This is a genomic window from Nonomuraea sp. NPDC048882, assembly GCF_040649755.1.
GTDB lineage: Bacteria > Actinomycetota > Actinomycetes > Streptosporangiales > Streptosporangiaceae > Nonomuraea > Nonomuraea maheshkhaliensis.
In genome coordinates, this window is record NZ_JBEZGB010000026.1 from 59,687 (window position 1) to 83,467 (window position 23,781).

A 23,781-nucleotide genomic window follows, 5' to 3' on the forward strand; every position below is an offset into this window, starting at 1 on the left:
CTCACGACCGCTAATTTGGGGCACCTCGAAGCAGAGGAGGGCCCCGTGGGCAAGGTGGTCATGTACAGCTCGGTGTCCGTGGACGGCTTCGTCGCGGACGAGAACGACCAGCCAGGACCGCTGTTCGACTGGTTGACCAGCGGTGACGTCCCGCTGGACGAGAGCGGCGGGCTGAAGGTGTCTCAGACGTCCTACGACTACACGCGGCCGTACTGGGACCAGATCGGCGTCACGATCGTCGGCCGCCACGTCTTCGACCTGACGGACGGCTGGGACGGGAAGCCGCCGGGCGGGATCGAGCACGTGGTCGTCGTGACGCACCGGCCGATGCCCGAAGGCTGGGACCCCGGGGCGCCGTTCCACTTCGTCGACGGCGTCGAGGCGGCCGTGGCCAAGGCGCGGGAGCTCGCGGGTGAGCGCCTGGTCGAGGTCGCGGCGGGTGACGTCGGTGGCCAGGTGCTGGCGGCGGGCCTGGTCGACGAGGTGCGCATGGACGTCGTTCCCGTCGTGTTCGGGTCCGGTAAGCGTTACTTCGGGTCGGTCCGGGCGCAGCACCTGCTGGAGGATCCTGATGTGGTGATTCAGGGCGATGGGGTGCTGCACCTGCGTTATCAGGTGCGCCGTTGACCTACTCGGGCTGTGGTGGGGGCAGGCGTTCGAGCTTGGTCCAGCCCGTCCAGCCGCGCTCTCTCAGCAGTTCGGTCAGCCGGCGTGCGGGCGGGATGGTGTCGAAGGCCAGCGTGTCCATCAGGGGGATGAGCGGTGGCTCCATGTCGTTGTCGTCCACATAGTCCTCGCCCTGCTCGTCGGCCATCCGCGTGATGTAGGCGGCCAGCTCGTCGGCGAGCTCGACCAGCCGCGGGTCGTCGTCGGCCCGGCTCGGGGTCTCCGTGCTGACCGGGAGTTCGGCCTGGTCGCGGGCCGGGTCCGGGGACTCCGGCCGGTCGAGGGCCTGGCTCAGGGTGAGGTAGAAGGCGACGAGGCGCGGGTCGGCGAGTTGCTCGTGCTTGCGCGCCATCCACTCCCCGACCCGCTCGGGCGAGCGCGCGGCCAGCGGGATCCAGCCGTCCCGCTCGGCCCGGACGATCCGCTCGTCCACCCCGAGCTCCCTGAGCCGGTCGAGATACGCGACCACCTCGGGCGGCAGCGCCAGGCCGTCCCCGGAGGAGAGCCGGGCGATCTGTTCGCGGTGCCGCTGCCGTTCCCTGATCTCGTCTCGCAGCCGCCGGTCGATGTCCGCGACGGCCGCGGCGAACTCCTCCTCGCCGGCCCGCAGCAGCTCACGTACCCGGGCGAGGGGCACTCCCGCCTCGGCCAGCGTCCTGATCCTGATCAGCTCGACCACCGCGCCGGCGTCGTACCTGCGGTAGCCGGAGTGGTCCCGGTCCGGCTCCGGCAGCAGCCCCTTGGCGTGATAGTGCCGCACCGCGCGCACCGTCACTCCGGCGTACGACGCCAGCTCGCCGATGGTCAGCATGGCATCATCCTCCCGGCTGCTCCGGCGCGTTCCCGATGAGGCGGGCGATCTCCTCGGCATGGGTGAAGACCAGCTGGTGGTCCGCTTCGAGCCAGGTCGTGGTGATGTCCGGCCGCTCGCGGACGAGCCGTTCGACGCCGGTCCGCCAGTTCCGGTTGAACCGCCGCGCGTGCTCGCCCGCGTCGTCACCGGCCATCGACGTCGACATGATCATGCTGATGGGCCGGTCGATCTTCCGGTACCGGTCGAGGAGACCGGACCGTACCTCGTCGATCTCGATGTTCAGGTCGGCGAGCTGCTCCGCGGTGAGCAGCACCTGACGCTCGGTGCCCCGCTCGGCCTCCTGCAGCGCCGCCTGCTCCGCCCACATCATGCGGAACTCCGGCAGGACGGCCTCGGTGACGAACGGCTCCGGCACCGGGTTCGCCCCGTCGATGAGCACCAGCCCGGCGACGACGTCAGGATGCTCGGACGCGTAGTGCACGGCCAGGTCGGCACCCAGCGAGTAGCCGACCAGCACGGGCTCCGCCGCCGGTTCGCGGCGCCCCGGCAGGTCGCGGCCCCCAGTCTCGGCCTTCACCGCGGCCATCACCGCGGTGAGATCGCCCAGGAAGTCGTCGAACGAGTACCGGCTCGCGGCCGGGGCGAGGCCGTGTCCGCGCAGGTCGAAGGTCGTCACGTCGTGGTCGCGCCGCAGCAGCCCGGCCAGCTCGCGCAGGCTCGCCTGGGTCGAGCTCAGTCCCGGGCACAGGACCAGCGGCCGCCCCCGGCCGCCGCGCGACACCGGGATGGTGACGCCGTCGTGCTCGATCGTGAAGCGCCGCATACCCCCGTCGTCTCCCCGATTTCCGTCGTCGTACGCCCGCGCGATCTCCGTCGCGCTGTTCTGCTCGGTCATGCACCCATGCTGAGAGGTTGACCCTACGTCAGGGTCAAGCCTGCGGCCTCATCGGAGGTGCTGCCGGTCCAGCCAGGCGGAGACGGCGGCGGCGATCCGCTCGGGCTGGTCCTCGCCGGCGTGGTGACCGGCCGGACCGACGTGTTCGACCTGGAGTCCGGCGATGTTGTCCTTGCACCACGCGGCGAGTTCCGGGGTCACCAGCAGCGTGGGTGAGGAGTCGAAGGTCAGCAGCAGCTTGGGGACGTCCTGGCTGCGGGCCAGCCAGGCCCCGTACGCGTCGATCCTGGCGGCCACGTCGGCGGGGTCGCCGTCGACCGGGATCGAGCGGGCCCAGTTCATCAGCGGACGGCGGCTCTCCCGGGTCGGGTACGGCGCCCGGTAAGGGGTGAGTTCTTCCTCGCTGAGCGGGTTCAGCACGCCGCCGGTGTAGGCGGTGTCGATGAGGAAGGTCGAGTCGAGCATCAGGGACTCGCCCTCGGCACCGCGCAACTTCACCGTACGGGCGCGGGCCTGCTCGGACAGCTCGGCCGAGGCGACGGGACGCACGATCGCCTCGAAGAAGGCCACACCGCGCACCCGATCAGGATGCCCCGCCGCCCAGTCGAAGGCGAGCGAACCGCCCCAGTCGTGGCCGACGAGCACGACCTCCTCCAGGCCGAGCGCGTCGAAGAACGCGTCGAGGTGGCGGGCGTGGTCGGCGAACCGGTAGTCGCAGGCGGGCTTGCCCGAGCGGCCCATGCCGATCAGGTCGGGGGCGATCAACCGTCCGTCCCCGACCAGCGGCAGCACCTTGCGCCACATGTGCGAGGAGGACGGGTTGCCGTGCAGGAAGACGATGGCGGGGCCGCTGCCGCGCTCCTCGTAGTGCATCGTCGTGCCGAGAACGTCGATCGTGGGCATGAGAGGCAATCCTTCGTTCGTGGAGCTAACGTTCTTCCAACTAACGTTTATCGTCCGAACGAACGTACATCGTTAGTCGGACTAACGCAACCAGGTAAGATCGTCGCCATGAGCAGCGGAGCCGACGCGGCGCACATGCCGCCCGACAGCGAGACGAAGACGCCGGAACGGCTGCGCCGGCTGGCCGGTCGGCTGCTGTCAGGCGTGGCCGCGCAGTCGGACCGGCTGACGAACGACGGCCTGGCCCGGATCGACGCCCGCAAATGGCACTACGCCGTGCTCGCCTCGTTGCAGGAGTTCGGCCCGGGCAGCCAGGCGACGCTGAGCCGGCGCACCGGCATCTACCGCAGCGACATGGTCGGCGTACTCAACGAACTGGCCGAGCGCGGCTTCGTCGAGCGGGCCCTTGACCCCGACGACCGCCGCCGCAACGTCATCACGATCACCACTCAGGGCCGCCGGCAACTGCGCCGCCTCGACCAGATCCTGGACGATCTGCAGGACGAGTTGCTCGCTCCCCTGTCGCCCGCCGAACGCGACCAGTTCGTGCGGTTGCTCACCCGCCTGCTGGACCACCACTCCCAGCAGGCGCCCCGCCCTCCGGCCCCGGGGTCCTGACGACGCCGGTCGCCACCTCCATGGCGTGTTCGATCCGATCGTCCGGGAACGGCGTCGTCCTGCTGGTGCCGTACAGGTTCCAGTAGAAGTCGTTCATGAGCGCCGCCACGGGCGCGTACCGGCTGATCGCCCTGGCCAGGCTCGGCGGGGCGCCGGCCGGATCCGCGCCGGCCGCGCACGCGCGCACGAAGTCGTTGCGCTCCGGCGGCGCCGTCACCCCGCAGAAGGCGGTGACGAGCCAGTTGACCAGCCGCATCAGCGCATACCCAGCGTCGTGGGTGCGGTTGCGTCCCAGGAAGTCGATCTCCTGCTCGGACAGGTCGAAGCGGGAGGAGGTCGCCAGCCCGAAGTCCGCGAGATACAGGCGTTCGCCGTCGGTGAGCAGGTTGGCGAAGTGGCCGTCGAAGTGCATCAGCCCCGCGCCGTTCATGAAGGTCACGTCGGCGAGCAGGCACGACTCGATCATGGCGCCCGCCGCCGTCGCGGCGTCCCGGCCGGCGGCGAGCTGAGCGGCGAGCCAGGTGTCGAGGCGCTGCGGGATGAACTCCTGGAACAGCACGATCGAGGCCGGGGCAGCCGCGAGGGCGTGCAGGCGTTCCCGTACGGCCGCTGAACCCTCCCAATAACGCACGGCCGCCTCGACGTCGGCGTGCTCGTCGGCCGGTGGCGGCGCACCCGGCAGCACCCGCCAGTGATAGAGCAGTGGAAAGGCCGCGCTGCGCCCGTTCAGGACCCACTCGGTCGTCATCTCGCCGGCCGCGAGTTCACGCCAGGCGCCGAAGCCGGCGCTGCCGATGGCGGTGAGCCCGTACTGGCAGAACGCGGGCACGCCGAACAGGTTCGCGGTGGACCGTTCGTTGCCCGCGCGGCGCTCCAGGTCGGTCAGCGGGATCCGCTTGGCGAAAACGGGCACGCCGCCGACGTCCAGCAGCACCGACGTGCCGCCGATCCCCGCGCCCAGGGGCCGCGCCCGTTCCAGCTCCTCGCCGAGCCGCCGGTCACCGTACGACGCCAACGTGCTCGCGACCTCGTCGTGGCGGCGGACGCGGGCACTTCGGGACATGTCGGGCGGCGTTCTCAAGGGGGCAGCCATCCTTGCCGGTCGGTTTCGCGTGCGGAGGGAGACTCTACGGGGCCAGCTCGGCGCGCATCTTCTCCAGCGTCGTGAGCAGGACGTCGTAGAGCTTGCGATCATCCTCCCGGTCCAGCCACTCGGCCACCGACACGTACATGAGGGTCACTCCGGTCTCGGCCAGCAGCGCCGCCCGCGTGGGCTCGATCCCCCTGGACAGGAACCCACTCCGCAGCGCCTCGGCCATGACCGCCCGCTTGCGCAGGTCCCGTTCCCGCAGCCCGTCGTCGGATCGGACCAGGTCGCGCCGGGCGCGCAGGGCTTCCTTGCGTCCCTCGAAACGCTCCTCGATGAGCAGGCGCAGACCCTCCACGATCAGCGTGATCGGCTCGGCGGACGGCGGAAAGCTCTCCATCAGCACCGCCACGAACTCGGGCACCCGGGCGTCGTCGGCGAAGAGAACCTCGCGTTTGTCGGCGAAATGCCGGTGAAAGGTGCGGGTGGTCAGGCCCGCCCTGGCGGTGATCTCGGGGACGGTGGTCGCGGCGAAGCCCTGCTCGGCGAAGAGTTCCATGGCCGCCCGCTGGAGACGCTCCCGTGCGTCCGGTGCCCATCTGCTCACCCGATCAAGTGTAGTGATGACACGACACGTCATGACGACTACAGTGATGACACGCAATGTCATCACTAGGGAGAGTGGCGGAATGAGCGAAGTCTGGATCTTGGGCGGCGCTGGGCGCACCGGCCGGGCGATCACGGCGGAACTCCGCCGGAAGGGCATCGAGCCCACACTGGTCGGGCGGGACGCTGACCGGCTGGCCGAGGTGGCCGGCGCGGGACGCACGGTCGTGGCCGGCGATGTCGAGGCGATGGTGGCGGAGATCCGGCGGCAGCGTCCGGCCGTGGTCGTCAACACGGTCGGCCCGTTCACCCGGACCGCCGAGCCCCTGGTGCGTGCCTGTCTGCCGGCCGGCCACTACCTGGACCTGGCCAACGACCTGGCCTCGTTCGCGACCACACTGGGGCTGGGCGATCAGGCCACGGCCGCCGGCCGTACGGTCGTCACCGGCGCCGGATTCGGCGTCGTCGCGACCGAGAGCGTGGTCGTCAAGTTGTGCGAAGGGCGCGGAACTCCCGACCGGGTACGGACCGCCATGATCCCCTCGATCGCCCTCGAAGGCGGCGTCACGGGCGAGGCGCTGGCCGGCTCCCTCGTCGAGGGCCTGCCCGGCGTGGAGGGAGGCGCCCGCTACCAGGGGCGCCGTTACCGGGGCGGCCGCCTGGCGCCGGCCCGCCTCGGCGCCGACCCGGTCGAGCTGACGCTGCCCGACGGCTCGACGGTCGTCGCGGCGGGCATGCCGCTCGGCGAGCTGATGGCGGCCCAGCGTGCGAGCGGCGCCCCGGACGTCGTCTCGGCGTCGAGCGAGGCGCCGTCCTCACCGGTCGCCCGCGCGATCCTCCCGGCCGCGACCGCCCTGCTCGCGATCGGTCCGGTACGCGAGTTCGCCCGGCGGCGGCTGGCCGCGCTCACCACCAAGCCCAAGGAGCAGCCGCGGGAGCACTCCTGGGGCCACGCGGTCGTGCACTGGCCGGACGGGGTCACCCGCGAGGGCTGGCTGCGTGCCGGCGAGGCGATGTCCTTCACCGCGGCGGTGGCGGCCGAGGTGGCCCGCCGCCTGCTGGCCGGCGAGGGCAGGCCGGGCGCCCACACCCCGGCCGCCCTGTTCGGCCCGTCGCTCGCCGAGGCGTGCGGCGGCGACTACCTCATCCCCGACTCCCCCGCCGGCACGCGCCTCTGACCAGGGGCACTTTTCGCCCCGGCTCTGGTCTCAATCATCGGGAGCCGGTACGTGCCGCCGCACGCGCGGTGATGGCCCCGACCGCACAGACGATCGCGAACCCGAAGAGCACGTACCGGGCCGCGTCGAGCATCGAGGCGCCACCCAGGTTGACCAGGGCGCCGGCGACCGCCGTGCCGAAGGCGATCGCCAGGCTCGTCACCGTGGCGATCGCGGCGGCCGCCCGTGCGCCTTCCTCCGGGTCCCGGGTACTGGACATCACCGCCACCGACAGGTGCGGATAGGCCAGCCCGATGCCCGCCCCGGCGACGAACAGCACCGGCACCCAGCCCAGCACCAGCCACACCGGCGCGTCCTGCCGCTGCATCAGCCCGAGAACCAGAAAGCCGAGCGCGAGCAGCAGCGGGCCGAGCACGCGCAACCGGCCGATCGTGCGTTCCTCGACCGCCGCGGAGCTGACGAGCTGGGTGGCCGACCAGCCCAGCGAGATGGCCGCGCCGAAGAACCCGGCCACGACCGGGGCCAGCCCGCCCAGCCGCTGTCCGAACAGCGGCAGGAACGACTCCACCGCGACGCCGAAGGCCAGCAGCGCCAGCGTCAGGTACAGCCACTTCAACGGCGACCCCGGCCGGTAGGCGCTGCGCGGAAAGACCCGCCGCGCGTCCCGCCGTTCATGGGCGACGAAGAGGGCCATCAGCAGCAGTGCCACCGCGAGACCGGCCGCCATGGCCACGGCACCGGACAGCACCCCGGCCACGCTGACCGCGACGGTGGCCGCGGTGACCAGCAGCAGCGACACGACCGGAACCGGTGCCCGCGTCGCGCCGTGTCCGCCGCGTGGCAGCGCCCGGGGCACGAGCACGCCGCACACCGCCGCGATCACCGCCATCGCGACGAACGCCAGTCGCCAGCCGCCGAACTGCGCGAACAGCCCGCCGAGCGCGGGCCCGACGAAGTTGCCCACGCCGTACATCGCCGACATCAGCGCATTGCCGCGCGTCCACAACCGCTGCGGCAGCGCCGATCGGACGGCCGCGAAGCCCAGCCCGGACAGCAACCCCGCCCCCAGCCCTTGGACGCCGCGGCCGGCCAGCAGCACCGCCATCACCGGGCTCACCGCGCAGACCAGCGAACCAGCCAGGAACACCCCGAAGCCGAGCAGATAGGCGCCGACGTTCCCCCAGCGAGCCAGGAAGCGGCTGACCAGCATCGTCGCGATCACCATCGCGACGAGGTAGATTGTCATGTTCCCCGCGTAGAAGCCGGCTCCGCCGAGGTCGGCCACCGCGGTCGGCAGCAGGCTGGCGGCCAGGTAGATGTTGACCGCGCCGACCAGCACCCCAACGGCCGGCACGATCGCCGCGCCGGCGTGCTCCCGGCTGAGCAGTTCCCGCCACGAGACGGCGGTGGAGGTCGAGGTGTCCTTCACGCCTGACTGGTTGTCGTCACAGACATTCATGACTTCAAGCCTGTCGTTGAACGAGTCCCGGAGACTTTCACCTCTCACCGCACCTCCCCGCCTGGGCACGGCAGGCGAAAAGCCTCAACCCGCGGTGCAGTGCCCCCTCCTGAGCCTGCCTCGCGACATCAACCCCTTGCCGTCTTCTCGGACGAGCTCGCCTCAAGCGGTGTCGAGCAGTTCAGTGGAGACCGTCCAGAGGCGCTTGGCGGTGGCGGGGTCGAGGGCCCATTCCTTCACCCCGTGCGGGTGCTGCGCCAGGTCGGCGTCGTTCGGCACCGTGTACGCCTCCTGCGCGTCGTCGAGATAGTGGCCGCCGGAGTGGGCGAACTCCGGGGCGACGGCCGCGACGATGCTGGTGGCGGCTCCCTGCTCGACCGTTTTGTAGGTGAAGATCCCGGCGGCCTCGGCCGCGTCGAGTGACGCCTTCTGCTGTGGGGTGAAGTTCCGCTGCAGTCCGGTCGCGACGCCGCCGGGGTTCACCGTGTTGGCGACGATGCCGTCGGACGCCCACCGGCGGGTCGCCTCGACGGCGAACAGGGAGTTCGCCGTCTTCGACTGGGCGTAGGCGAGCTGCGGGTCGTAGCGGCGGCGTTCGAAGTGGAGGTCGCCGAAGTCGATGCCGGAACGCATGTGCGCGGTCGAACTGACCGACACGATCCGGGCCCCGCCACGGTCGATCGCTCCCAGGGCGAGGGCGTCGTGCAGGCCGACGGCCAGGGCGAAGTGGCCGAGATGGTTCGTCGCGAACTGCAGCTCCCACCCCTCCCGCGTGCGTTCGAGGCCGCCGGTGACCACGCCCGCGTTGTTGATCAGCAGGTGCAGCGGGCCGTGCCAGGCATCGGTGAAGCGCGTGACACTGACCCGGTCGGCGAGGTCGAGCCGGGCGACCCGGGCCGGCCCCGCGATCGTCCCGGCGACGGCTTCGCCCGCGGTGATGTTCCGGACGGCGAGCGTCACTTCCGCTCCGGCGCCGGCCAGCGCGCGGGCCGTCTCGGCCCCGATCCCGGAGGAGGCTCCGGTCACGATCGCGCGGACGCCGCTCAGGTCGACGCCGCGCAGCACGTCGGCCGCGGTGCTGGTGGAGGTGAAGGGCGTGGTGATGAGTGGTTGATGGGTGCTCACCGCCGCAACTATACAGATCAGACAATATTTGTTAAGTACGTCTACCGCTCGTATGCTCGTCCCATGAGCAGCCCCGAAGTCGATCACCCGTCGCCGTGGCCCGCCGACACCGGCCGCCGGGCCACGGTCCTGGACTCCGCCATGCTCACGTTCGCCCGCTTCGGCTACCGGAAGACCTCGATGGAGGAGGTGGCCCGGGCGGCGCGCATCTCCCGGCCCGGCCTCTATTTCCTCTTCTCCTCCAAGGAGACCCTGTTCCGCGCCGCGGTCGGCCAGGCACTGGACCGCGACCTCGCGGCGGTCGAAGCCGTCCTGGCCGACCCCGGCAAGCCCCTTCGGGACCGTCTCGTCGAGGCGTTCGATCACTGGGCGGGCCGCTACGTCGGCCCGTTGACGAGCGACGTCGCGGTGGTCATCGACGACAATCCCGACCTGCTCGGTGAGGTCATCGAGACCCCGCGGCGACGCTTCGAGGAGCTGATCACGGACGCGATCGCCACCGAGTCGGACCGGGAGGTAGCTCTCGCCCAGACGCTGATCAGCATGTCCATCGGCCTCAAGCACCAGGTCAGCTCACGGGAGGTCTACCTGGAACGACTCAAGGTGGCCATCGATCTCCTGCTCCGCTGAAGCCAAGCCCGCCGCAGAGCGGACCGAAGGGAAGGCCCGCTGGTCAGGTGGTCAAGCTCTTGCTTGCTGAACACGCTCAGGTTCCCTCCCGTGTGCATGCCGTACCGCGAAGGGGGCGGCCGCGACGCCGGTCCTGGCGAGCGGGACCAGGTCGCCGATCAGCTTGGGCAGCGAGGCCATGACCAGGCCCGATCCCGCGCCCACCACGGTGTAGAAGATCAGGTGCTCCCACATCGAGGCGTGAGCCAGGGCGAGCAGCGCGGAACCCGCGACGGCGACCGCGAACCCGAGGACCGCGGGCCGGCGCGGGCCGAACCGCTCGGCCAGCTTGCCCACCGCCGTGCCCGTGGGCAGGAGGATCAGCGCTCCTGGCAGCATCAGCAGGCCGGACACGGTGACCGTCGCGCCGAAGCCGATCCCGGCCGGCCCCGGCTTGAGCTGGGCATACGCGGGCAGGGCCAGGTAGAAGAAGTGCTGAAGCAGGCCGACCGCGGGGACGACCATCGTCTGCATGAGCGCATAGCTGAAGACCGAGGTGACAAGGGCGAACAACGTCGCGTTGGCACTCTTCACTGCCCTATGACGCTCACGCACGAGCGGCTCAGCCGCCCGGGTGAGCGACGAGCACTAGGGTGATCATGGTGACCGACACACGGCTGACCACCCACGGCGACGTCTCCACGACCCTGGCCCGCCACGACGACCGCACGCTGGCCGAGCTGCTGGAGCGCGAGGCCGTGCCGCTCGGCACCGGCATCGGCGGGGCGTCCGCGCGGCTCGACGTCGGCGGCACCCCGGTCTTCGTCAAACGTGTCCCCCTCACCGAGCCCGAGCTGCGCCATCCGCACTCGACGGCCAACCTGTTCGGTCTGCCGCCCTTCTGCCAGTACGGCATCGGCTCGCCCGGCTTCGGCGCCTGGCGCGAGCTGGCCGCGCACACGATGACCACCGAGTGGGTGCTGGCCGGCCGCTTTCCCGGCTTCCCGCTGCTCTACCACTGGCGGGTGCTGCCCAGCGCGGAGCCCGCCCCGCTCTACGGCGACCTGGCCGACGTGGATCGGGCGGTCACGTTCTGGGAGGGCGCCCCCGGCGTACGCCGCCGCCTCGAAGCGCTGGCCGAGGCGCCGGCGAGCCTCACGCTCTTCCTTGAGTACTTCCCCACCGACCTGAACCGGTGGCTGGACGAGCGGATACGCGCGGGCGACGCCGACCAAGCCTGCGCCCTGGCGGACCGGCGGCTGCGCGAGGTCGTGTCCTTCATGAACGCGAACGGCCTGCTGCACTTCGACGCGCACTTCGCAAACGTGCTCACCGACGGGCGCCGCCTCTACCTGACCGACTTCGGGCAGGCCGTGTCCACCCGGTTCGACCTGTCGGCGGAGGAATCGGCCTTCTACCAGCGGCATCTCACCTACGACCGCACCTTTACGCTGGCGTACCTGGTGAACTGGCTGGCCGGCTCCTTCCACGGCGCCGACTGGCCGAAACGCCGCGAACTGGTGCGGGAGTGGGCGGCGGGAACGCGGCCGGCCGGCGTGCCCGACGGGGTCGCGGCCCTGCTGTCGCGGCGCAGCCCGCTGGTCACCGTACTGAACGACTACTACCACGCTCGCCAGAGTGAGAGCAGGACGACGCCGTACCCGCTGGAGCGGATCCGCGAGATCGCCGGACGGCACGCCCTGCCGCTCGAATGAACCGTCAGCAGTGCGCCGCCGCGAGGACGCGCCGCAGCGCCGCCCGGCCGGCCGGTCCCCACGTGGCCTTGCCGCCAGGGCGGCCGTGCACGCCGGCGTCGCCGATGTGCAGCCCGGCCAGGCCGCGGATCACGACCCAGCCGCGGGCGCGGCGCAGAGTCGCGGCGTCCAGGGCATGCCCGTAGGCGGCGAAGCAGCGATCGGCGGCGCCGTCCGGCAGCAGCGTCCAGGCCGCGGACAGGTCGCAGGCCGGATCGCCGGCGAACAGGTCGCCGAAGTCGATCACGCCGCACAGGGCGCCGTCCGCGGTGACGACGTTGGCCGCGTGCAGGTCGCCGTGCAGCCAGAGCGGCGGGCCCGCCCAGCCGGGCGCGGTGGCGGCGTCGTCCCAGACCGCGCGTACGTCGTCCGCGTCCTGGCCGGAGATCAGCTCCCGTTCGACGGCGTCGGCGAGCTGCTTGGCCACCCACTCCGAAGAGCCGGCCATGGGCCCGCCGCGACCCCGGCCGCCGGTGTCCACCTCATCGGGGGCGGGCTGGTGCAGCGCGGTCAGAAAGGCGCCCAGGGCGTCGGCCGACCCGTTGCCACGCTTGACGGAGGCACGGTCGGCGGGCTCCCCCGGCACCCAGGTGGTGACGATCCACCGCCGCGGAAAAAGTTCGGACGGCTCACCGAGACGCTGCGGAACGGGAACCGGCAGCGGCAGGCGCGGAGCGAGAACGGGCAGCCAGGTGTGCTCCTTGAGCAGCAGCTCATCAGCGCCCTCCGTCGCCCAGGGCAACCTGACGGCCAGGTCGTCGCCCAGCCGCCACAACTGGTTGTCCCAGCCACGCGCGCCCAGCCTCAGGGGACGATCGGCCAGGTCGGGGTGCTGATCACGCAGCAACTCCCGGACGAAGTCCGCGCTGATGTCGATCTCGGTGTGCGTCATGCGGAGCAACCATAGCCGCCCACCACCCTCGATCCGGCGCTTACCGGACAGGAGGCTCTGCGGCATGATCGTTCGCAGAGCCGGTGCCGAGTGTGGAGCTGTTCAGCCCATGACAAGCGTTTATGACAGCGAACGGCTGGCGGCGAGCGCTGGCTGACGCAAGGGGCTAATGAGGATCAAATGGATGATCGTGACTCAGAACCTTTACCGGTGCCTTGGCGTCAAAGCAGGCATGATGAAGACGATGATCGGGGCATCGCTCCTCGCCGGCTCGCTGCTGGTCTCCGGAGCCGGTACGGCGGTCGCCCAGGCGAAGCCGACGCTGGGGCCGTACGGTTACGGGGCCGTCAAACTCGGGATGACCGTCAAGCAGGCCAGGGCCACCGGGGACGTGGTCCAGAAGGCACCGGGCGGCGGGGGCTGCTCCGGCTGGGACCTGAAGAAGCACGCGACGCCGAAGAACTCGGTGGGCGTCTACATCTCGCCGCGCGTGGGCGTGGCCGCCATCTATGCCGCGAAGGGGATGAAGACCCCGCAGGGCATCACGATCGGCTCCACGACCAAGCAGTTGAAGGCCGCGTACCCGCGCATCAAGAAGGACTTCCACGGCTTCTACGTGACCACGGTCCCCGGCAACAAGAAGGCGTACTACAACTTCACCGTCACGCGCGGCAAGGTCAGCGAGTACGGCATGGCGCTGCACGCGCAGGACTGCTTCAACTGACCGGAGACCGATGACGCGGGCCGGCTCACCCCGCACCGGCGGCGGAACGTGGCTGCCGCCGGTGCGGCGTTCGTGAGGGCGGAGCCGCAGGTGGAACGGTCAGGCGGTGGAGAGGGCGGCGGCGGCCTTGCTGTACATGACGTCGGAGTCCTCCGCGAGCCAGGCCTTCACCTGACGGCTCCACTCGTCGGCCAGGATCTCGGTCCGGTGCTCCTCGACGCCGTCGAGGGCGGCCTTGACGATCACTTCAGGGGCGGTCTTGTCGCCGGTGTACCAGGCCATCATGTCGGTGTCGGCGGCGCCCAGGTGCAGGGCGGTCACCAGGGTGCGCTGACCGGCCAGTTCCAGGCGGGCGTTGTTGGTGAGCGCCCACTCGGCGGCCTTGGCGGCGTGGTAGGCGCCCCCGCCGTCGACGGCGAGCCACGAGACCGCGGACAGCACGTTGATGATCGCGCCGTCGGCCAGCTGGGGCGCGAAGGCGCGGATCACGTTGAGGGTGCCGTAGAAGTGGGTGTCCATCTCGCGGCGGACCAGATCCAGGTCCCCGGTGACCAGGTTCGCCCCGGTGGAGATGCCGGCGTTGTTGATGACGATCTTGACGTCCTGCGTCGCTGCCGCCGCCTCGGCGATGGAGTCAGGGTCGGTGATGTCGAGTCGCAACGGCACGGCTCCCGGCACGTCGACGAGCTCGGGGCGGCGCGCGCTCGCGTACACCTTGCCGGCGCCGCGCTCAAGAAGGGAAAGAACGAACTGCCGGCCCAAGCCACGATTGGCTCCGGTGACCAGCACATGTGCTCCGTTGATCTGCATGCTCGCCACCGTAGAACCTGACATTGACGTCAGAGGCAAGCGATGTGACGCAAGTCATGCTCAAGGGTCTTACACTGACCGTGGCGGTCGGCGGAGTGTTCGAGCGGTGAGAAGATCGAGGGTGCTCCGAATAGCAAAGGCGCTCCTCGCCAGATCACCGCAACCGCTGCGCGCATTCGTACTGAAGCACCGCGAACTGCTCAAGTTCGCCGTGGTGGGCGGAACCACCTTCTTAGTGGACAACGCGGTGTTCTACGGGCTCAAGCTGACCTTCCTGGAGCCGAAGCCGGTGACCGCGAAGATCATCGCGGTGCTCGTGGCGACGATCGTGTCCTACGTCCTCAACCGCGAATGGTCGTTCCGGACCAGGGGCGGCCGCGAGCGCCGACACGAGGCGGCGCTGTTCTTCCTGGTCAGCGCCATCGGCCTGGTGCTCAGCTCCGCGCCACTCTGGATCTCCCGGTACGTCTTCGGCCTGGACACCCCGGCGGTGAGCCTGCTCACCCAGGAGATCGCCGACTTCATGAGCGCCCAGGTCATCGGCACCCTGATCGCCATGGTCTTCCGCTTCTGGGCGCTGCGCAGATGGGTCTTCCCCGACGAACAGGCCCGTCCCCGGCCCGGCCACCTACGCGTGGCACCCGAGCCCGATCCCACCCACGAGGCCGCCTGACGGCCTGAACGCCGCCGCAGGGGCCCATCGATCTTGGGCGAGCGACTCCGGTGGAAGCCGTGCTGGCCATCCTCGACCAGGAGGGCTCCGTGCTGTGCGACCTGGCCGGCGGCACACCGGCGCTGCCGCGGATGCGGTTCGACGCCAGGTGGCCGCCGATGGACAGCGAGCTGACCGATCGCGTTCGCCGCGAACTCGGGCTCGCCACGGTGCCCCTGGAGCCGTTGGACTTCACGACGGCGGTGCTGCCGGCGGCGGGCGGGGCACGGCCGGTCTGCGCCGAGGGGTTCGCCTGGCTCGGGCACGATGCGGTGAGCGGGCAGAGCCCGTTCCTCGACCGCCGGGCGGCGCGATCCCGGCCGCCCGTCTCCGGCTGGTTCACGGCAGGCTGGTTCGAGCGGGCCGAGTCCTACATCGACAAAGAGATCAGGGCCGCCGGTCTCGTACGTCTCGGTCCGAGCCGTCAGGTCAAGCACTGGAGCATGTCCGCCGCGGCGGCGGCGCGCGTGCCTGACCCGGCTGGTCACGGTGCAGAAGGCGACCATCGACCGCGTCGACGAGCTGATCGCCGTGGGGTGCGTCCCGCTCACTCCGGTCGCGGTGGCGGACGGCGTACGGTCGATCCTGGCCCGCGACGACATCTGGCGGGCCGCCGGCCACCTCGACGCCTGCTTCGCCGCCTGATCCGGCACCGTCCCTCAGGAACGGATGCGGAACGCGTGGCGCGTGGCCAAGCCGCTCGCCGCGGTGGTGGAGCTGATGAAGCTGATCGAGCTGGCCGACCTCGTCGGACCGGATCACGACTTCAACTGGCTGCCGATGACGTACGGCTGGGCCTTCGAGGAGGCTGAGTGCCGAAATTAGCGGTAGCGACCTGGGGCTTCTTCGCCTGTTAGCGGTCCGTGATGAGGCGTCCAGGGCGATCGTGCAATCTGACGATCAGCTGGGTTGCCGGCGCATCTGGCCGCTGATCGCCGTTACCCCCCGACTCCTTCAGCATCACTGCAAAGACAGGCGCCCCCGGCAAAGGGGCTCCGCCCGAAGTCATCTCTCGATGCCGGATAGACCGGGCGTATTCCCGACGTATTCCACGCTGCTGCCGACGCGTGGAACGATCATTAATCCAGCCCGCCGATGATCACCATGACAGGCGGACGAGGAAGGGACGAAGATGGGGATCAGCAAGCGGGTGCCGGGAGTGCTGGCCGTACTCCTCTTATCCATGGGCGGACTACTGGCGCCGGTCCCGGTGCAGGCGGCGTCCGTCGCCGTGGTCGACGACGACCCCGGGGACCCCGACCCCGAGGCCGGTGGGACCGAGGACGGTCTCGCCGTGGACGCCGAGTCCTACGCCAAGGAGTTCGGGGTCACGACAGAGCAGGCGCGTGCCAGGCTCACGGCGCAGAACGACTTCGGCGCCCTGGTGGAGGAGATCGAAGCGGCCCATCCCGACACGTTCGCCGGATCGACGGTCGAACACGAGGGCGACTTCGGCCTGCGCGTCCGTTTCACCGGTGACACGGTCCCCGAGCAGGCCGCGCAGATCGTGAAGGGCGTGCCGGGGGTCACCCTCCAAGCGGGTGCGCGATACAGCCTCGCCCAAGCCGAGAAGATCATCGACTCGACGGGGAACACCCTCGACACGCACGGCGCGGTCGACGGCGTCTTCTACGACTCGACCAACGAGCGATTCGTGCTGGACATGGTCGGCGCGGCCACCGGCGACCGCTCGCGGGAGGAGGTGATCACCTCGCTGCGGGCGACGCTGCCCGCCTCCCTGCCCGCGGAGATCCGCTCCGCCGAGATCAGGCTCACGCCCCAGTCCGCCGAGGACGGCCAGCGGGGCGGACTGCGGATGGACACGTGCACCAGCGGATTCTCCGTCAGGAACGGCGCAGGTGAGAAAGGCATCCTCACCGCCGGGCACTGCGGCAACACGCAGCGGTACCGCCTCTACGGTTCCAGCACCTGGGTGACGACCTCCTTCCGGAGGCAGGAACGCAACGCCACCAGCGACGTGCAGTGGCACACCCGTCCCAACATGGTCGCCTACGCGAGGTTCCATGCCGCCAGCACCGAGGCGACGCGGCCGGTCACCGGGCGCGTGGTGCGGAGCGGCCAGAACGGCGACTACGTCTGTCACCGGGGGAAGTCCACCGGCTACAGCTGTGGCCGGGTCAGCACCATCTCCTACCGCCCGACCTGGCGCAACGCCTGCGACGGCCCCACCTGCGCGGCCACCTGGATCCGGGTGTCCGGTGCCAACCTGAAGTGCTACCCGGGTGACAGCGGGGGCCCCTGGTTCAACGCCAACAGGGCCTACGGCATCTACAAGGGCCAGTCGTCCACCGGAACCTCGACCGCCGGCTGCAACTGGGCCGTCTACATGGCGATCAACTACATCTCCAGCATCGACGTCTCTCTGCTGTACGCGTGACACCGCCGGCCCCCGGGTAGGCTGCCTGCCGTGGCAGTTACCACCTCCATATGGCAATTCGCGCTCATTGTCGGCCTTCTCACCCTCACCCCGGGGCTGGACACCGCCCTGATCCTCCGGACCGCGGCCCTCGGACGCCACCGCAGTGCGTGGGGCGTGGTCCTGGGGATCCAGACCGGCACCCTGATGTGGGGTGCGCTCACCTCGCTTGGCGTGACGGCCCTGCTCACCGCCTCGCACATCGCGTACGAGGCGCTGCGCTGGGCCGGCGCGGCGTACCTGGTCTGGATGGGCGCCCGGATGCTGGCCGGCACCTTCCGCAGGAAGGCGGCGGACGGAGAGCCGACGACCCTTGCGGACGGGCACCCGGTCACCTCGGGAAGCGACACGATGTTCCGCGGCTTCCGGCAGGGCCTGACGACGAACCTGCTCAATCCGAAGGTGGGCGTCTTCTACGTCGCCGTGCTGCCGCAGTTCATCCCGGCACAGACCAGCCACCTGGCGATGGGGATCCTGCTCGCCTCGGTGCACGTCGCGCTCGGGCTGCTCTGGTCGACGGCTCTGGTCGCCTTCGCCCGCGGACTGCGCGGATGGCTCCGTACGGAACGGGCCAGGCGGCTGCTGGACCGGGTCGCCGGGACCGTGATCGCCGCCTTCGGAATCCGGCTCGCGCTCGGCGACTAAGGCCCGGGCGCTGGCTACGCGGCCATCCCCATCTTCGTGAAGAATCCCGCGCTTCCAGTGGCCATCGCCAACCGTGGGTGGTCAGGCCGGGGTCGGTGGCCGCGTGCAGCAGCCGCCGGCCCCAGCGGCCTTCGAGGAGGCTGAGTGCCGAAATGCCCCGGCACTCGGGCCTGGCTTCCTTCCGTGGCCACGCCAGTTCCCGTGGTGGACGTGGCTCGGCCTCAGGGTTCGCGCGTGCAGAGGTAGGCGTCCAGGCCGGCGGCACCCTTGAGCATGCCGCGGGCCCCATCGGCTCAGGTGAACTCGTTATCTACCTCCCGGCTGATGTGGATAGCCCGGATTCCGCCTGATCGGGCGTAGACACGCAGCGATAGGTAGGCGCTCCTCATGCGCTTGGTGCTGGTAAGGGTGATGGTTCCGAAGTTGGTGCCGTCGGTGCCGCAGCCGTTGCTGTCCGACTTCCAAGCGCTGTGCCCGGTGGTTCCGTCCATGTGAACCCAGAGGACCTGCTTGCGCGTGGCCGGCGGGGGGGAGATGTGCGAGGTATCGCCTCGTGGCGGATCACGACGAAGAGCAGCGATGGATGGTGCGGGGGCCCTGCGTGAGCGTCAGATCTGGAAGGTGAACGTCCCGCGCAGGACGGTGTCTCGCCCGCTCCAGTAGCTCTCGTGGACGGCCCGGGAGGTGACGTTGTCGAAGGCGGGGAGCACCGCGCAGGTGGCGCCGGGGTGTCGGATGTTGTCGTCTCTGATGACGATGGGCTTTCCGATCGCACCCGGGCGGGTCAGGGTCACCTCCAACCCGCTGTCCCTGTGGTGTCATCGGCCCGGACACACAACTCGTTGGCAGGGTCGGCGTAGCGGACGATCCCGTCTCCGACATCCCGTTGAAAACTCGCCGCCAAGGCCGGTTGCGCGAGAATGACGCTCGCCACCGCGACAGCGACGCCGACGGTGACCGTTTTGAGCGGGTCATCGTTCTTCCTTCTCTCGGACGAAGATCAGCCCGCCGGAGCGTCTGGGGCCAGGGGATGGAATACGGCCTCCACGAGGCTTCTGACATGAGCGATCCCGGCGCCCCGGGTTCGCCGGAGTGGGGCAAGGCCCAAGATCCTCGATCGGCGAGCCGCACACGCGCTCGGACCTCAGTACCCGCTGAGCGCGTCGACGCGGTCCATGAGGTCGGAGTACTCGTTGTCCGCGTCGTCGATGATCTCCTGAGGTGTACGCGCTCCGCGCCGTCCGAGGTGCTCCTCGGCAATGCGGGCGATCGTGGGCTGTGGGTCGGCGTCCCAGTAAAAGGGGCCGAACGTGATGGCCTCGTAGGGTCCGATGCCACCCGCGAGCAGGTGGAGCAGGTCACACAGGTCCGCCGCGACCGGCCCCATGGCGCCCTCGCCGTCCAGGAAGACGACGGGCTGCTCCTCGATCGAACGTCCCTGGTGGACCAGCCAGAAGGCCACGAGACCGCCGCCGCCGTTGTGGCCGAACACGCGGAACTCTCGTTCGGCCGCGGGGTTGCCGGTCCAGGCGTGCGGCCCGCCGAAGGTGAATCGGTCGGACACCTCGAAGTCGATCTCACCGAACCCGTGCGCGCCCTGGTGGTCGCGCAGCGCCCGCAGGGCCGCGGCGAAGGGTTCGCCGGCACCGGGCTCCGGCCAGGACGGGTACTCCCGTGCCGGCGCGGCGGCCAGGACCGTTTCCGCCGACTTCAGCAGTTCGGGGTCGTCCTCGTCCCGCTCGTTGAGTGTGAGGAGAAACCAGATGAAGCGGCCGTCCTCGTGGTAGCGCGCCTCCAGGGTGCTGCGCTCGTCGCGGCTCAGGACGTGGACGATGTTCCCGTACTCCTGAACGCTGCTCTCCAGTGCCCGCGTGCGCGCTTCGGGCTCGGGCAGCGCCGTGCTGAGGCCGTCCCCCATCGGCAAGCGGTACTGCTCCCTGACCCACACCTTGGTGAGATAGCCGAGCAGCGGACCGCGCCCCCGTACCCGGATCGAGGGATAGCAGCCGGGCACGCGCGGTCGCCTGGTAGGTGAGCTCGAACCCGTGCGCGTCCGAGCCGGTCGGGACGATGGCCCCCGGTCGGTGAACGCGGGAAGGGGCTTCAGGGGGTAGGTCCGGTGCAGTTCGATCAGGCCCGGGTCGTCGATACGGCGGCCGAGCAAGCCGTCGAGCAGTTCGAAGGGAGGCGATTCGATCATGCCGGAACCCTATTGGGGGTCTCAGTAGCAACGACGATGACGCTGGCCGAGGGAGGCGATCTCGCGGAGGCTGAGGTCTGGCATCCCCGCCCGCTCGATGATCACGATCGGGATCTGTCTTGACGTCTCTCGCTGGTAGCCGGTGTAGCGCGGCCATATTCCGGTCATTGTCTCCCACAGACGGAGCCGCTCGTCCTCGGCCGCCAGGTGGGCCACCGCGTCGAACACCTCGGTCCCGACCTGCACCTTGATCTGCGGTTGCGCGAGCAGATTGTGGAACCAGAGCGGATGGTCGGCGGCGCCGCCGTTGGATGCGACGACAAGGTAGCGGTCGCCGTCGCGGCCGTAGATGAGGGCGGTGCGCCGGGGTAGTCCTGAGCGGCGGCCGATCGTCGTGATCAGCAGCGTAGGGGCGCCGTGGAAGAGGTGACCGCGAGTGCCGCCGGACTCGGCGTAGCTCTTGACGTGCCTGGCCACCCACCCGGTCGGGCTGTCGATCGGCTCTTGGCTCATCACGCCGCTCCGCCCACGCGCCGGTCAGCCCACTCGCGTGCCTGGACGAACCAGCGGGGCGCGGTGCGGTGGCCATTGAGTACGTGCCCGGTGCCGGGGACCACGACGGTCTCCAGCTTGGCGCGAGGACTGTAGAAGGGCGCCTCCTGGGCGTGCAGCGCGGCGGAGGAGCGGGCTCCAGCCAGCAGCTTGTCGTGCTCACCGATGACGATCAGTACGGGGTTCTGGATGTTCTTGTTGATCGAGGGCGGGGTGTAAGAGTCGCCGGGAGGGAAGACGTCCGTCGTCTTGGTGGCCTCGTCGGCGGCGATGACCTTGGAGTCGGAGTTGGGCCCGTGGTAGAACCAGGTGGCCCGCAGGCCGGGCCGGGTGGTGAGGTAGCCGTCGTCGAGCCCGCGCCCGGCGAAGCGGGGATCGTCGGCGGCGCGGTAGATTCCCGCGCCCATCTGCTCGAAAGCGGCCTCGTTCGGCACGCTCGACTCGCCGGTCAGGATGACGCCGTCCACCTCCGCTGGATGTGCGGCGGCCACAGTGCGGGCGAGGGTCGAGCCCAGCGAGTGGCCGACCAGAACGACCTTGGCGAACCGGCCCCCGCCTAGACGGCCCTCGCGCAACTGCCGGATGAGCCGGCGGATGACGATCTGGTGGGTGTCCTGCCTGAACTGGGTGCTCGGCGGGTAGGAGCTCGCCCCGGTACCGAGACGGTCAATGGCCAGCGTGGCGTACCCGGCGGCGGTCATCGTCTCCACGTAGGAGGGGCGCTGCCGGTCGCCGCGCATCCGCCAGTAGGCCTGGCCATAGAAGCCGCCGGGGATGAGCAGCTGAACGGTGGCGGCATGGCCGCGCGGCAGGCACAAAGTGCCGGCGATGCGCTGGTCGGCGGAGCCGCTGGAGGTCATCGCCACCTTGGCGCTGACTGTCCGGCAGGCGGGGGCGGCGTTCGCCGCTACCGGGATCGAGGTTACGGGGACCGAGACGAGCGCCAGAAGTACCGCTGTCGTGATGCGCATAAGACTCCTTCGATACCCAAATTTGGGTAACCAAATTTGGGTATCGAACTATGACTCATCCACCGTCGTACCGTCAAACCGGTCTCCGGCCGATCAGACCGGCTCCTCGCCGCGTTCCAACCGCCCGATCAAGTCACGGATCCATGCCGCTTCGCCCGCCGCCTGCGCCGCGCGCAGGGCGAACAACTCTGTCACCTTCCTTGAGCGCTTTCCCTCCTGGGCCGTGACCATGATCTGCGCCCGCTCGCCCTCCAAAGCGCGCACCCGCTCCTTGAGCAGCGCGATCACTTCCTCCTCGGGCAGCGCGGGTAGCAGCACAAGGGCTGCGTTGAACAGCTCCGGACGCCGATCGGGAACCCTTAGGGCGCTTCTGAGCAGCCCGAGGAACTCCGCCTCGCCCTTGTCGTTGATGGCGTAATCGACGCGCCCCGGCCATTCGTGCACCTCGCTGGTGTCCAGAAGACCTTCCTTGGCCAGCTGACGCAGCGCGTGGTAGATCGAGCCCGACCTGAGCCCTGCCCATTGCCCGGCCTCCCACGACTCCAGTTCGGAGCCCACCAGATAGCCGTGTGCCTGACCGTGCAGCCGCACCACGCCAAGGACCAGCAGTCGCGTCGCCGACATCGTCTCCCTCACTCGCCGGGGCCCGGCACCCGTCAAAGCCCTGCCGAACAGGCTATCTGTCGTGCCCGTGGAGGCGAGAAGGCGACGGGCGAGGCAGCTGGCAGGCGCCCCCGCGGCCCGCCAGGCGGGAACGACCGAAGCGATCGCGGCGGGCCGGCGGGTCACCAGTTCAGTTCGTCGCAGCCGTGGTGGTCGGCGGGCTCGACCTGCAGCGTGGCGTGGGCGACGCCGTGGCGGCGGCGCAGCAGGTCGCGGGCCTGGTCCAGCACGGCGTGGTGATCGCCGGCGTCGGCGGTGACCAGGTGGGCGGTGGCCACGTTCATGCCGGAGGTGAGCGTCCACAGGTGCAGGTCGTGCACGTCGCGTACGCCCTCGATGGCGGCCAGGTCGGCGGCGACCGCGGCCGCGTCGACGTTCTCGGGCACGTGCTGGCCGAGCACGGCGAACACCTGGCGGCCGAGCGAGATCGCCCGTACGGCGACGAACGCGCCGATGGCCAGGGCGATCACGGTGTCCCAGAACGCCTGCCCGGTCGCCGCGACCAGCCAGCCGGCCGCGATCACCCCCACGGAACCCGCGGTGTCGGCCACCACCTCCAGGTAGGCGCCCTTGACGTTGAGGCTCTCCCCGGCCCCCGCGCGCAGCAGGAGCAGCGCGATCACGTTGACGATCAGACCGAGGGCGCCGACGATCAGCATCGGCCCGGACGACACTTCGGCGGGGCCGCCGATGCGGCCGATGGCCTCGGCCACGACATAGAGCGCGACGCCCAGCATCAGCACGACGGCCAGCAGCGAGGCGAACACCTCGGCCCGGTAGGACCCGTAGCTGCGGCGGCCGGTGGTGTCGGGGCGGGTGGCGATCTTGGTGGCGACCAGCGCGGCGCCGAGGGTGACCACGTCGGCGGCCATGTGCCCGGCATCCGACAGCAGCGCCAGCGAGCCCGACAGCAGGCCGAAGACCAGCTCGACCACGAAGAAGCCGCCGATCAGGGCGAAGGAGACCGCCAGCCGCCACCGATGCCTGCCGGCCGCGTGGCCGTGCCCGTGCCCGGCGCCCATCAGGTGGCCCCCTCGCGTTCGGGGTGGATGGCCTCGGTGTGCTCGGTGTGGGCGAGCGCGAGGTCGAGCAGCATCCGTACGTGCGGATCCTCCAGCCGGTAGTACGCCATCCGGCCGCTGCGGCGGGCGGCCACGATGCGGTGCGCGCGCAGCAGCCGAAGGGCGTGGGAGACGGCCGACTCGCTCTGCCCGGTCACCGCCGCCAGGTCGCACACGCACAACTCGCCGTCCAGCAGCGCCACCAGCAGCCGCAGCCGGTTGGGGTCGGACAGCAGACCGAAGACGTCGGCGGTGTCGGTGAGGTCCGCCGCGGAGGGCATCCGTTCCGAGACGGCGATGACCCGGTCGGCGTCCACCACCCGGACGGTGCAGCCGTCCACCGTCAACAACCTCTCATCTGAAGAACTGTTCATATGAGCAAGATAGTGGGATATCCGAT

Annotated in this window: 29 protein-coding genes; 11 read left to right on the top strand and 18 right to left on the bottom strand. The window is 70.3% G+C overall.

All coding sequences use genetic code 11. From position 1 onward, the window contains the following. Positions 1 to 45: 45 nt before the first annotated feature. On the top strand, positions 46 to 627 hold the full coding sequence (locus AB0C27_RS50580; protein ID WP_357861526.1) for a dihydrofolate reductase family protein: 582 nt from the start codon (positions 46 to 48) through the stop codon (positions 625 to 627). A gap of 1 nt (position 628) precedes the next feature. Here AB0C27_RS50580 and AB0C27_RS50585 read toward each other — a convergent pair whose 3' ends face one another. From AB0C27_RS50585 to AB0C27_RS50595, 3 genes are read right to left on the bottom strand one after another with little or no spacing between them, the layout of a single operon-like run. Next, complete coding sequence (locus AB0C27_RS50585; RefSeq protein ID WP_357861528.1) at positions 629 to 1,477, bottom strand: MerR family transcriptional regulator; 849 nt, start codon at positions 1,475 to 1,477, stop codon at positions 629 to 631. Positions 1,478 to 1,481: 4 nt separating this feature from the next. After that, entirely contained in the window at positions 1,482 to 2,375 is an 894-nt protein-coding gene (locus AB0C27_RS50590) for an alpha/beta hydrolase (protein ID WP_357861530.1), read from the bottom strand. Between the two features lie 48 nt (positions 2,376 to 2,423). After that, on the bottom strand, positions 2,424 to 3,278 hold the full coding sequence (locus AB0C27_RS50595) for a haloalkane dehalogenase (protein WP_357861532.1): 855 nt from the start codon (positions 3,276 to 3,278) through the stop codon (positions 2,424 to 2,426). 108 nt (positions 3,279 to 3,386) lie between these two features. Between AB0C27_RS50595 and AB0C27_RS50600 the strand changes: the two genes are divergently transcribed. Further along, positions 3,387 to 3,896 carry a MarR family winged helix-turn-helix transcriptional regulator gene (locus tag AB0C27_RS50600; protein ID WP_357861534.1) on the top strand — a complete coding sequence of 170 codons (510 nt, stop codon included), beginning with the start codon at positions 3,387 to 3,389 and terminating at the stop codon, positions 3,894 to 3,896. Here the strand turns inward: AB0C27_RS50600 and AB0C27_RS50605 are convergent. Further along, complete coding sequence (locus tag AB0C27_RS50605) at positions 3,835 to 4,959, bottom strand: serine/threonine protein phosphatase (RefSeq protein ID WP_357861536.1); 1,125 nt, start codon at positions 4,957 to 4,959, stop codon at positions 3,835 to 3,837. The genes AB0C27_RS50600 and AB0C27_RS50605 overlap by 62 nt on opposite strands. 64 nt (positions 4,960 to 5,023) lie before the next feature. Then, positions 5,024 to 5,590 (bottom strand): helix-turn-helix domain-containing protein, encoded by a 567-nt coding sequence (locus tag AB0C27_RS50610; protein ID WP_357861538.1) that lies wholly within the window; start codon positions 5,588 to 5,590, stop codon positions 5,024 to 5,026. Between the two features lie 82 nt (positions 5,591 to 5,672). Here AB0C27_RS50610 and AB0C27_RS50615 point away from each other — a divergent pair, with 82 nt between their 5' ends. Beyond that, positions 5,673 to 6,767 carry an NAD(P)H-binding protein gene (locus tag AB0C27_RS50615; protein ID WP_357861540.1) on the top strand — a complete coding sequence of 365 codons (1,095 nt, stop codon included), beginning with the start codon at positions 5,673 to 5,675 and terminating at the stop codon, positions 6,765 to 6,767. Between the two features lie 34 nt (positions 6,768 to 6,801). Here the strand turns inward: AB0C27_RS50615 and AB0C27_RS50620 are convergent, their stop codons facing one another. Both AB0C27_RS50620 and AB0C27_RS50625 read right to left on the bottom strand, forming a co-directional pair. Continuing rightward, positions 6,802 to 8,226, bottom strand: coding sequence for an MFS transporter (locus AB0C27_RS50620; RefSeq protein ID WP_357861542.1), 1,425 nt, complete (start codon positions 8,224 to 8,226; stop codon positions 6,802 to 6,804). A gap of 162 nt (positions 8,227 to 8,388) precedes the next feature. Continuing rightward, entirely contained in the window at positions 8,389 to 9,351 is a 963-nt protein-coding gene (locus tag AB0C27_RS50625; RefSeq protein WP_357861544.1) for an SDR family NAD(P)-dependent oxidoreductase, read from the bottom strand. A gap of 63 nt (positions 9,352 to 9,414) precedes the next feature. On the opposite strand from AB0C27_RS50625, the gene AB0C27_RS50630 reads away from it, so the two are divergent. Beyond that, positions 9,415 to 9,981, top strand: a complete 567-nt coding sequence (locus AB0C27_RS50630; RefSeq protein ID WP_357861546.1) for a TetR/AcrR family transcriptional regulator — start codon at positions 9,415 to 9,417, stop codon at positions 9,979 to 9,981. A 51-nt stretch (positions 9,982 to 10,032) separates the two neighbouring features. On the opposite strand, the gene AB0C27_RS50635 is transcribed toward AB0C27_RS50630, so the two are convergent. After that, the gene (locus AB0C27_RS50635; RefSeq protein WP_357861547.1) at positions 10,033 to 10,554 is read right to left on the bottom strand and encodes an MFS transporter; all 522 of its coding nucleotides are present in this window, start codon (positions 10,552 to 10,554) and stop codon (positions 10,033 to 10,035) included. A 65-nt stretch (positions 10,555 to 10,619) separates the two neighbouring features. Between AB0C27_RS50635 and AB0C27_RS50640 the strand changes: the two genes are divergently transcribed. After that, the gene (locus tag AB0C27_RS50640) at positions 10,620 to 11,675 is read left to right on the top strand and encodes a protein kinase family protein (RefSeq protein ID WP_357861549.1); all 1,056 of its coding nucleotides are present in this window, start codon (positions 10,620 to 10,622) and stop codon (positions 11,673 to 11,675) included. Positions 11,676 to 11,679: 4 nt separating this feature from the next. Here AB0C27_RS50640 and AB0C27_RS50645 read toward each other — a convergent pair whose 3' ends face one another. Then, positions 11,680 to 12,606 (bottom strand): aminoglycoside phosphotransferase family protein, encoded by a 927-nt coding sequence (locus tag AB0C27_RS50645; RefSeq protein ID WP_357861551.1) that lies wholly within the window; start codon positions 12,604 to 12,606, stop codon positions 11,680 to 11,682. A 244-nt stretch (positions 12,607 to 12,850) separates the two neighbouring features. Here AB0C27_RS50645 and AB0C27_RS50650 point away from each other — a divergent pair, with 244 nt between their 5' ends. Further along, a complete protein-coding gene (locus tag AB0C27_RS50650; RefSeq protein WP_357861553.1) occupies positions 12,851 to 13,330 on the top strand; it encodes a hypothetical protein in 480 nt (159 codons plus the stop codon). A gap of 99 nt (positions 13,331 to 13,429) precedes the next feature. Here AB0C27_RS50650 and AB0C27_RS50655 read toward each other — a convergent pair whose 3' ends face one another. Further along, complete coding sequence (locus AB0C27_RS50655) at positions 13,430 to 14,140, bottom strand: SDR family oxidoreductase (protein ID WP_357861555.1); 711 nt, start codon at positions 14,138 to 14,140, stop codon at positions 13,430 to 13,432. 121 nt (positions 14,141 to 14,261) lie between these two features. On the opposite strand from AB0C27_RS50655, the gene AB0C27_RS50660 reads away from it, so the two are divergent. The 5 genes from AB0C27_RS50660 (at position 14,262) to AB0C27_RS50680 (ending at position 17,934) form a co-directional block, all read left to right on the top strand. Beyond that, the gene (locus tag AB0C27_RS50660) at positions 14,262 to 14,813 is read left to right on the top strand and encodes a GtrA family protein (protein WP_357861557.1); all 552 of its coding nucleotides are present in this window, start codon (positions 14,262 to 14,264) and stop codon (positions 14,811 to 14,813) included. Positions 14,814 to 15,341: 528 nt separating this feature from the next. After that, a complete protein-coding gene (locus AB0C27_RS50665) occupies positions 15,342 to 15,497 on the top strand; it encodes a hypothetical protein (RefSeq protein ID WP_357861559.1) in 156 nt (51 codons plus the stop codon). 24 nt (positions 15,498 to 15,521) lie between these two features. Then, positions 15,522 to 15,677: a hypothetical protein gene (locus AB0C27_RS50670; protein WP_357861561.1), complete on the top strand. Its 156-nt coding sequence runs from the start codon at positions 15,522 to 15,524 to the stop codon at positions 15,675 to 15,677. A gap of 307 nt (positions 15,678 to 15,984) precedes the next feature. Continuing rightward, positions 15,985 to 17,250: a S1 family peptidase gene (locus tag AB0C27_RS50675; protein ID WP_357861563.1), complete on the top strand. Its 1,266-nt coding sequence runs from the start codon at positions 15,985 to 15,987 to the stop codon at positions 17,248 to 17,250. A 30-nt stretch (positions 17,251 to 17,280) separates the two neighbouring features. After that, positions 17,281 to 17,934 carry a LysE family translocator gene (locus AB0C27_RS50680; protein ID WP_357861565.1) on the top strand — a complete coding sequence of 218 codons (654 nt, stop codon included), beginning with the start codon at positions 17,281 to 17,283 and terminating at the stop codon, positions 17,932 to 17,934. A gap of 293 nt (positions 17,935 to 18,227) precedes the next feature. Here the strand turns inward: AB0C27_RS50680 and AB0C27_RS50685 are convergent, their stop codons facing one another. From AB0C27_RS50685 to AB0C27_RS50720, 8 genes are all read right to left on the bottom strand, one after another. Further along, positions 18,228 to 18,425 carry a hypothetical protein gene (locus AB0C27_RS50685; RefSeq protein ID WP_357861567.1) on the bottom strand — a complete coding sequence of 66 codons (198 nt, stop codon included), beginning with the start codon at positions 18,423 to 18,425 and terminating at the stop codon, positions 18,228 to 18,230. Between the two features lie 117 nt (positions 18,426 to 18,542). Then, the gene (locus tag AB0C27_RS50690) at positions 18,543 to 18,734 is read right to left on the bottom strand and encodes a hypothetical protein (protein WP_357861569.1); all 192 of its coding nucleotides are present in this window, start codon (positions 18,732 to 18,734) and stop codon (positions 18,543 to 18,545) included. A 344-nt stretch (positions 18,735 to 19,078) separates the two neighbouring features. After that, positions 19,079 to 20,134, bottom strand: coding sequence for a hypothetical protein (locus tag AB0C27_RS50695; RefSeq protein WP_357861571.1), 1,056 nt, complete (start codon positions 20,132 to 20,134; stop codon positions 19,079 to 19,081). Positions 20,135 to 20,155: 21 nt separating this feature from the next. Beyond that, positions 20,156 to 20,647: a nitroreductase family deazaflavin-dependent oxidoreductase gene (locus tag AB0C27_RS50700; RefSeq protein WP_357861573.1), complete on the bottom strand. Its 492-nt coding sequence runs from the start codon at positions 20,645 to 20,647 to the stop codon at positions 20,156 to 20,158. Beyond that, positions 20,647 to 21,657, bottom strand: coding sequence for an alpha/beta fold hydrolase (locus AB0C27_RS50705; RefSeq protein ID WP_357861575.1), 1,011 nt, complete (start codon positions 21,655 to 21,657; stop codon positions 20,647 to 20,649). The genes AB0C27_RS50700 and AB0C27_RS50705 overlap by 1 nt, the downstream gene beginning before the upstream one ends. 93 nt (positions 21,658 to 21,750) lie before the next feature. After that, complete coding sequence (locus AB0C27_RS50710; protein ID WP_357861577.1) at positions 21,751 to 22,281, bottom strand: PadR family transcriptional regulator; 531 nt, start codon at positions 22,279 to 22,281, stop codon at positions 21,751 to 21,753. Between the two features lie 161 nt (positions 22,282 to 22,442). Further along, positions 22,443 to 23,342 (bottom strand): cation diffusion facilitator family transporter, encoded by a 900-nt coding sequence (locus AB0C27_RS50715; RefSeq protein WP_357861579.1) that lies wholly within the window; start codon positions 23,340 to 23,342, stop codon positions 22,443 to 22,445. Next, positions 23,342 to 23,755, bottom strand: coding sequence for a metalloregulator ArsR/SmtB family transcription factor (locus AB0C27_RS50720; protein WP_357861581.1), 414 nt, complete (start codon positions 23,753 to 23,755; stop codon positions 23,342 to 23,344). Before AB0C27_RS50720 ends, AB0C27_RS50715 begins: the two co-directional genes overlap by 1 nt. Positions 23,756 to 23,781 lie beyond the last annotated feature (26 nt).

What these genes read in the sequence shown, in the direction of transcription:
- AB0C27_RS50600 (WP_357861534.1), top strand. Translation starts at nt 3,387, where the DNA reads ATGAGCAGCGGAGCCGACGCGGCGCACATGCCGCCCGACAGCGAGACG.
- AB0C27_RS50615 (WP_357861540.1), top strand. Translation starts at nt 5,673, where the DNA reads ATGAGCGAAGTCTGGATCTTGGGCGGCGCTGGGCGCACCGGCCGGGCG.
- AB0C27_RS50655 (WP_357861555.1), bottom strand. Translation starts at nt 14,140, where the DNA reads ATGCAGATCAACGGAGCACATGTGCTGGTCACCGGAGCCAATCGTGGC.
- AB0C27_RS50595 (WP_357861532.1), bottom strand. Translation starts at nt 3,278, where the DNA reads ATGCCCACGATCGACGTTCTCGGCACGACGATGCACTACGAGGAGCGC.
- AB0C27_RS50590 (WP_357861530.1), bottom strand. Translation starts at nt 2,375, where the DNA reads ATGACCGAGCAGAACAGCGCGACGGAGATCGCGCGGGCGTACGACGAC.
- AB0C27_RS50720 (WP_357861581.1), bottom strand. Translation starts at nt 23,755, where the DNA reads ATGAACAGTTCTTCAGATGAGAGGTTGTTGACGGTGGACGGCTGCACC.
- AB0C27_RS50695 (WP_357861571.1), bottom strand. Translation starts at nt 20,134, where the DNA reads ATGATCGAATCGCCTCCCTTCGAACTGCTCGACGGCTTGCTCGGCCGC.
- AB0C27_RS50645 (WP_357861551.1), bottom strand. Translation starts at nt 12,606, where the DNA reads ATGACGCACACCGAGATCGACATCAGCGCGGACTTCGTCCGGGAGTTG.
- AB0C27_RS50685 (WP_357861567.1), bottom strand. Translation starts at nt 18,425, where the DNA reads ATGGACGGAACCACCGGGCACAGCGCTTGGAAGTCGGACAGCAACGGC.
- AB0C27_RS50675 (WP_357861563.1), top strand. Translation starts at nt 15,985, where the DNA reads ATGGGGATCAGCAAGCGGGTGCCGGGAGTGCTGGCCGTACTCCTCTTA.
- AB0C27_RS50710 (WP_357861577.1), bottom strand. Translation starts at nt 22,281, where the DNA reads ATGTCGGCGACGCGACTGCTGGTCCTTGGCGTGGTGCGGCTGCACGGT.
- AB0C27_RS50650 (WP_357861553.1), top strand. Translation starts at nt 12,851, where the DNA reads ATGATCGGGGCATCGCTCCTCGCCGGCTCGCTGCTGGTCTCCGGAGCC.
- AB0C27_RS50605 (WP_357861536.1), bottom strand. Translation starts at nt 4,959, where the DNA reads ATGTCCCGAAGTGCCCGCGTCCGCCGCCACGACGAGGTCGCGAGCACG.
- AB0C27_RS50585 (WP_357861528.1), bottom strand. Translation starts at nt 1,477, where the DNA reads ATGCTGACCATCGGCGAGCTGGCGTCGTACGCCGGAGTGACGGTGCGC.
- AB0C27_RS50630 (WP_357861546.1), top strand. Translation starts at nt 9,415, where the DNA reads ATGAGCAGCCCCGAAGTCGATCACCCGTCGCCGTGGCCCGCCGACACC.
- AB0C27_RS50700 (WP_357861573.1), bottom strand. Translation starts at nt 20,647, where the DNA reads ATGAGCCAAGAGCCGATCGACAGCCCGACCGGGTGGGTGGCCAGGCAC.
- AB0C27_RS50705 (WP_357861575.1), bottom strand. Translation starts at nt 21,657, where the DNA reads ATGCGCATCACGACAGCGGTACTTCTGGCGCTCGTCTCGGTCCCCGTA.
- AB0C27_RS50640 (WP_357861549.1), top strand. Translation starts at nt 10,620, where the DNA reads ATGGTGACCGACACACGGCTGACCACCCACGGCGACGTCTCCACGACC.
- AB0C27_RS50670 (WP_357861561.1), top strand. Translation starts at nt 15,522, where the DNA reads ATGCGGAACGCGTGGCGCGTGGCCAAGCCGCTCGCCGCGGTGGTGGAG.
- AB0C27_RS50715 (WP_357861579.1), bottom strand. Translation starts at nt 23,342, where the DNA reads ATGGGCGCCGGGCACGGGCACGGCCACGCGGCCGGCAGGCATCGGTGG.
- AB0C27_RS50620 (WP_357861542.1), bottom strand. Translation starts at nt 8,226, where the DNA reads ATGAATGTCTGTGACGACAACCAGTCAGGCGTGAAGGACACCTCGACC.